The organism is Sandarakinorhabdus oryzae (assembly GCF_009733735.1).
GTDB lineage: Bacteria > Pseudomonadota > Alphaproteobacteria > Sphingomonadales > Sphingomonadaceae > Sandarakinorhabdus > Sandarakinorhabdus oryzae.
Genome location: NZ_WNJP01000172.1, coordinates 1 through 5,675, shown reverse-complemented (window position 1 = coordinate 5,675; position 5,675 = coordinate 1). Strand labels below are relative to the sequence as shown.

At 68.7% G+C, this 5,675-nt stretch carries 6 protein-coding genes and 1 other RNA gene; 2 read left to right on the top strand and 5 right to left on the bottom strand.

Going from position 1 to position 5,675, the window contains the following annotated elements; translation table 11 throughout:
- Nucleotides 1–928: putative 2OG-Fe(II) oxygenase (locus tag GJ693_RS13355; protein ID WP_235902904.1), on the top strand; the 928-nt coding region annotated here is incomplete at its 5' end.
- A gap of 203 nt (nt 929–1,131) precedes the next feature.
- On the opposite strand, the gene rnpB is transcribed toward GJ693_RS13355, so the two are convergent.
- Nucleotides 1,132–1,530, bottom strand: an RNA gene (gene rnpB / locus GJ693_RS13350) — RNase P RNA component class A.
- Between the two features lie 50 nt (nt 1,531–1,580).
- Between rnpB and GJ693_RS13345 the strand changes: the two genes are divergently transcribed.
- The gene (locus tag GJ693_RS13345; protein ID WP_156256778.1) at nt 1,581–1,874 is read left to right on the top strand and encodes a DUF6522 family protein; all 294 of its coding nucleotides are present in this window, start codon (nt 1,581–1,583) and stop codon (nt 1,872–1,874) included.
- On the opposite strand, the gene GJ693_RS13340 is transcribed toward GJ693_RS13345, so the two are convergent.
- The 4 genes from GJ693_RS13340 to pgmG are packed head-to-tail and all read right to left on the bottom strand — an operon-like array spanning nt 1,871 to nt 5,557.
- Nucleotides 1,871–2,539: an N-acetylmuramoyl-L-alanine amidase gene (locus tag GJ693_RS13340; RefSeq protein WP_156256777.1), complete on the bottom strand. Its 669-nt coding sequence runs from the start codon at nt 2,537–2,539 to the stop codon at nt 1,871–1,873. The two genes, GJ693_RS13345 and GJ693_RS13340, sit on opposite strands and share 4 nt — an antisense overlap.
- Entirely contained in the window at nt 2,536–3,420 is an 885-nt protein-coding gene (locus GJ693_RS13335; protein WP_156256776.1) for a DMT family transporter, read from the bottom strand. Before GJ693_RS13335 ends, GJ693_RS13340 begins: the two co-directional genes overlap by 4 nt.
- The gene (locus GJ693_RS13330; RefSeq protein WP_156256775.1) at nt 3,417–4,130 is read right to left on the bottom strand and encodes a TerB family tellurite resistance protein; all 714 of its coding nucleotides are present in this window, start codon (nt 4,128–4,130) and stop codon (nt 3,417–3,419) included. Before GJ693_RS13330 ends, GJ693_RS13335 begins: the two co-directional genes overlap by 4 nt.
- 41 nt (nt 4,131–4,171) lie before the next feature.
- The gene (pgmG, locus tag GJ693_RS13325) at nt 4,172–5,557 is read right to left on the bottom strand and encodes a phosphoglucomutase/phosphomannomutase PgmG (protein WP_156256774.1); all 1,386 of its coding nucleotides are present in this window, start codon (nt 5,555–5,557) and stop codon (nt 4,172–4,174) included.
- Nucleotides 5,558–5,675: the final 118 nt, after the last annotated feature.

Below are 5,675 nucleotides of genomic sequence, written 5' to 3'. Positions count from 1 at the left end.
CCGCACCGCGCGCTGGGCGGCCCGCGCCGAGGCCGCCACCGGGGTGCAGCCCGCCTGGCGGCTGGCGCAACTGACTTCACTGCGGCTGGACGGGCGGTTTGCCGATTATCTCGATCAGTGCCGGGTCGAAGCACAGCGCTTTCCGGGCGAAGCCGGCTTTGCCAGCCACCGCGCCTGGGCGGCGCTGCGGCTGGGCGAGGTGGACGAGGCCGAAGCCGCAGCGTTGATTGCCAGCCAGGCCCGCCCGCTCGAACAGACCGGCTGGGCATTGCTCGGAACCGCCTGGCGGCTGAAGGGCGATCCGCGCGAGTTTGAACTGCTCGATTACGAGACGATGGTTTCGGCCAGCGACCTCGTCACCCCCAAGGGCTGGGCCAGCACGCCGGCGTTTCTTGCTGATCTGAAGGCCGTGCTCGAACGCCGGCACGTGATGATCAGCCAGCCGGCCGAACAGACGCTGCGCGGCGGCACCCAGACCCCCGGCGACCTGTTTGCCACTGCCGATCCGGTGCTGATCGCCTTCCGCGACGCGCTGCGCGCCACCATCGATGCCGCCATATCCCGGCTGCAGCCGCTGCCCGGACACCCGTTCCTCGGGCGCCTCACCGGCCGGGTGAAGCTGCTGGGGGCCTGGTCGGTGCGGCTGAAGGGCCAGGGTTTCCACGTCAACCATGTCCACCCGCGCGGCTGGCTGAGCTCGGCCTTCTATGTGTCGCTGCCGCCGGAAGTGGGGGTGGATGGCGATGCCGGCAAGCTGACCTTTGGCGTGCCCGACCAGGCGCTGGGCCTGGACCTGCCGCCGCGCCGGATCATCACGCCGGTGGCAGGGCGGCTGGCGCTGTTTCCGAGCTATGCCTGGCACGGGACGGTGCCGTTTTCGAGCGACACACCGCGGTTGACGGCGGCGTTTGATGCGTTGCCGGTGTAGGGCAGTGCGTGCTTTCGCGGCCGGCGGCGGAGCCGCCGAGTCCGCTTTGAGTGCCGAAGAAAAGAAGAAAAGAAGGGCGTGGCAAAACCACGCCGTCAGACGAGTCGAAGAAGGCAGCCTGAGGGCCGCCTTCTTCGCTCGCTGGCCGATCTTGCCCGAGTCCGGGCGCAACGCTGTGCGTTGCGACCTGGCCGGGCTGCGATGCGATCACGCCGTCTGTAAGCCGGGTTCTGTCCAGGGCTTTCACCCCTGGGCGACCATTCCTCTCGGACGGCGGTTACCCGCCGCCTCCAGCAACCAACCCGGATGACTGGGCCGGTTCCTGCCCTGCATGCCGAAACATGCGCGCCATCCCTATTCGGTCTTGCTCCCGGTGGGGTTTGCCGTGCCGCTTTGGTTGCCCATCGCGCGGTGCGCTCTTGCCGCACCGTTTCACCCTTGCCTGTCCGTCCCGAAGGACGCCATCGGCGGTCTCTTCTCTGTGGCACTGTCCCTGATCCCAGCCGAAACTGGAACCGCCGGGTGTTACCCGGCACCGCGTTCCGTGGAGCCCGGACTTTCCTCGGCAGGCTTGCACCTGACGCGGTCGCCCGACGACGTGATCGCGCGGGCGCTCTAGCATTTCTGGCCAAGCCGCGCCATGGCAGCGGTCATGATCGAAATCGAAGGCAGTGGTGAGAGTTTCACGGTGTCGGCCGACGTCATCGCCGAAGGGCTGAAGCTGCAACCGGACCAGGTGCAGCCGATGCTGGCCGGCCGCCTCATCACCTCGTGGGTGGAAGCCGGCGTCGACGAGGATTTCGGCACCTTCCGCCTCACCTTCGCCACCGACAAGCGTCGCCTGCGCCTGATCGTCGATGCGCTGGGCGAAGTGGTGTCGAAATCCACGCTGGATTTCGGCGGCCACGATCTGCCGCTGGGCGCCCGCAAGCCGGGCGCGGTTTAGAGCCCTTCCGCCAGCAGCAGCCCGCGCAGGATCGTGCGCGTCTCCGCGTCGATCACGCCGTCAAACCGCGCCGGGCGGTGGTGGCGCTGGAAGGCGATGACGGCCTCCCTGGGAGACCTGACGTCATAGCCATAGCGGCCAAGCGCGGCCATGAAGCCCATGTCGGTCCAGTTCGGGTCCATGCAGGGCTTGGGTGCGGCGGCAAGGCCGGCGCGGGCGAGGCGGGGCCAGTCGAAGAGTTCGCCGGGGTCTTCCTTGCGGGTGGGGGCGATGTCGCTGTGGCCGATCACGTTGGCGGGCTTGATGGCGTGGCGGGCGGTGATGTCGGCGACCAGCGCGTGCACGGCGTCCATCTGCGCCGCCGGGAAGGGCACATAGCCGAATTCATGGCCGGGGTTGGCGATCTCGATGCCGATCGATGCGCTGTTGATGTCGGTCACGCCCCGCCACCAGCTGCGCCCGGCGTGCCAGGCACGCTTGGCCTCGTCCACCATCTGCAGCACCTGGCCGTCTTCGGCGACGACATAATGGGCCGAAACCTGCGAGGCCGGGTTGGCCAGCCAGTCGATGGCCTCGGCGCCGCTGGTCATGCCGGTGTAGTGCAGCACCAGGATGCCGATCGGCAGCAGCCGGTCGTTGAAATTGGGGGAGGGGTGCTGGATCATGTCGGCTCCACCGGCATGTCGCTGTCGCGGCGCTGCGCAGTGCGGATGGTGATGATGGCGACACCGACCAGCGTCAAGAGCCCGCCCGCCAGCATCTGCCCGGTGATCGGCGTGTTGTAGACCAGCACGGCAATGGTGACCGAGATCAGCGGCGTCGGCAGGGTGAGCGGCGAGACGACCGCCACCGGATAGCGCTGGAACAGCCAGGTCATGCCGCCATGGCCGACCAGTGACGACATGATGCCCGAATAGGCCACCCAGCCCCAGGTGCTGAGCGGCAGATCGGGGATGGCGGCGAGCTTGGCGGGTTCGAACAGCCAGGCCAGCGTGGCCATCACCGGGATGGCGACCAGGCCGAGCCAGCCGTGGATGACCAGCACCGGCACGCCCTGGAGCCGGCGGAACAGCAGATTGCCCACCGCCCAGCACAGCGACGCGCCGGCGGTGAGCAAGATGCCAACCCGTTCATGGGCAATGGCCGGATCGAACCCCATCACCACCACGCCCATGAAGCATAGCGCGATGGCGGTGATGCGCGGCCAGCGGATCTCCTCCTTCATGAAGATGACGGCGAGGATCAGGCTGAACGGCACGCCCAATTGCCCGACAATGGCCAGCGCCGACACATTGTCGGCCAGGGCAAAGCTCAATCCGCCCAGCGACATGAACAAGGCCCCGGCGATGAAGCCGGTGGCGAGGATCAGCCGCATGCGGCCGGGCAGCCAGCGGATGAAGGGCAGGCAGACGATCGTGGCCACCACATAGCGCAGCAGCACCGCGGTCAGCGGCCCGGCTGACATCACGCCTTCCTTCACCGCGACAACGTTGAAGCCCCACACCACGTCGATGGCAAGGATGGCGAAAAGGTGCAGCGGCTTCATCGCCGTCTCCCGGTCAACCGGTCATAGGCGGCATTGATATCGGCCATGCGCAGTTCGGAGACGCGGATGAACTCGGGCGGCACGCCTTCGGCCAGGGCGCGATCGGGGTGATAGCGTTTGACCAGCGCGTGATAGGCGGCGCGGATGGCGGCGGCATCGGCGTCGGGGGTAATGCCGAGCACGGCCCACGGATCGTCGGCGGCGGGCGCGAGGTGGCGGCGGCGGATGCGGGCCTGGGCAGCCTCATCAAAGCCGAAACGGCTGGCAACCTGCTCGAGATAAGCCAATTCCGCCTCGTGGAAGCCATCGACGGCGGCGATCATCCACAGCGCGTCGAGCAGATCTTCGAGTGTTGGCGAGCCGGGGCCGAGCAGTTGCGCGGCCTGGGCGGCATAGGCGTCGAAGCCGGCCATCGAGGATTTGGCCAGATCATAGAAGCGCCGGGCGTTGCCGGCCTCGCGCGCGTCCACGCGGAACAGGCGCTGGAAGGTGGCGAATTCGGCGGCGCTGGCATTGCCATCGGCGGCGGCCATCTTGGCGGCGAGCGCGATGGCGGCGATGGAAAAGGCGACGCGCCGGCGTTCCGGGTTGGAGGCGCGGGCGCGGACAGCATCCACGGCACCGCCCGCCGCCGCGCCGGCCAGTGCCCCCAGCGGGCCGCCGATCACCAGGCCCAGTGCCGTGCCGGCCAAAGTCGCCCAGACGCTCATGCGTCAGTGGCTTAGGAGATTGGCGGCAGCGGGGGAAGGGGTCAGTGGTCGATGGCGACCGCCGCCACGCCGGACAGCGCCAGTTGGTCGTTCAGTTCGGCCAGCAACCGGGCCAGCGCGACTTCGTCCTTCGCTTCCACCCTCGCGGTGAGCAGATCCTGCGTGTTCGACGCGCGCAGCAGCCACCAGCCATCGGCGCGCATCACCCGGGCGCCATCGATGGCGTTGACACGGGCGCCCTCGGCGGTGAGCCGGGCCAGCACCTCGCTGACCACCGCGAATTTGCGGCCTTCGGGGCAGGGGAAGCGCAGTTCCGGCGTGTTGATCATTGCCGGCAGCGCGGACTTGAGCGCGGTGAGCGAGCCGCCGAGCAGGGTCACGGCCTCGATCAGGCGGACGGCGGCGAGGATGCCATCATCCACGCCGTGCCAGCGATGGGCGAAGAAGATGTGGCCGCTCATCTCGCCAGCCAGCGGCGCGCCCAGTTCCAGCAACCGCGCCTTCATCAGGCTGTGGCCGCTCTTCCACATGTCGGGCACGCCGCCCAGCGCGGTGATGCGATCGAACAGCGCCTGGCTGGCCTTGACGTCGCCGATGATGGTGGCGCCAGGCAGCGCACGCAGCACCGGTTCGGCCAGGATGCCGAGCAGTTCGTCGGCCCAGACCACGCGGCCCTGGCCATCGACGGCGCCGATCCGGTCCGCGTCGCCATCGAAGGCCACGCCGAAATCGCAGCCCTGTTCCAGAACCACGCGCTTCAGATCGGCGAGGTTGGCCTCCACGGTGGGATCGGGGTGGTGATTGGGGAAGCGGCCATCCACCTCTGGAAACAGCAGATGGTGGGTGCCCGGCAGGCGGCGGGTGAGCCGCTCCACCACCGGACCAGCGGCGCCGTTGCCGATATCCCAGGCGATGGTGAAGGCCTGTCCGCGGAAACCGGCAAGCAGGGCATCGACATAGCGATCGACGATGTCGACCTGGCTGGCGCTGCCGGTGCCGCCTTCCCAGTCGCCGGCGGCGGCAATGGCGCCCAGTGCCTGGATATCGTCGCCGTGGAACGGGCCGCTGTGCAGCATCAGCTTGATGCCGTTCCAGGCTGGCGGGTTGTGGCTGCCGGTGACCATCAGGCCGGCATCGGCGCCGGTCTCGAACACGCTGAAATAGAGCATCGGCGATGGGCCAAGGCCGATGTCGATCACCTCGCAGCCGGCTGCCAGCAGGCCGTTGCAAGCGGCGTGCGCCAGGCCGGGGCTGCTCAACCGGCCATCACGGCCCAGGCAGACGCGTGTGCCGCCGGCGCGGCGCAAAATGGTGCCGAAACTGCGACCGACGGCATCGGCGTCAGCCTCGGTCAACGTTTCGCCGACGATGCCGCGAATGTCATAGGCGCGCAGCGCGCTTGGGTGCAGGCGGTGGCCGGCCGGCACGCGCTCAGTCCGCGCTGTTGCGGCGCTTTTCGGCAGCGTTGATCAGGAGGTCGCGCGCCGCCGTGAGGGCCTGCGCGGCCTCGGCGCTGCCGCCGGCATCGGGATGGGCGCTGGTCAT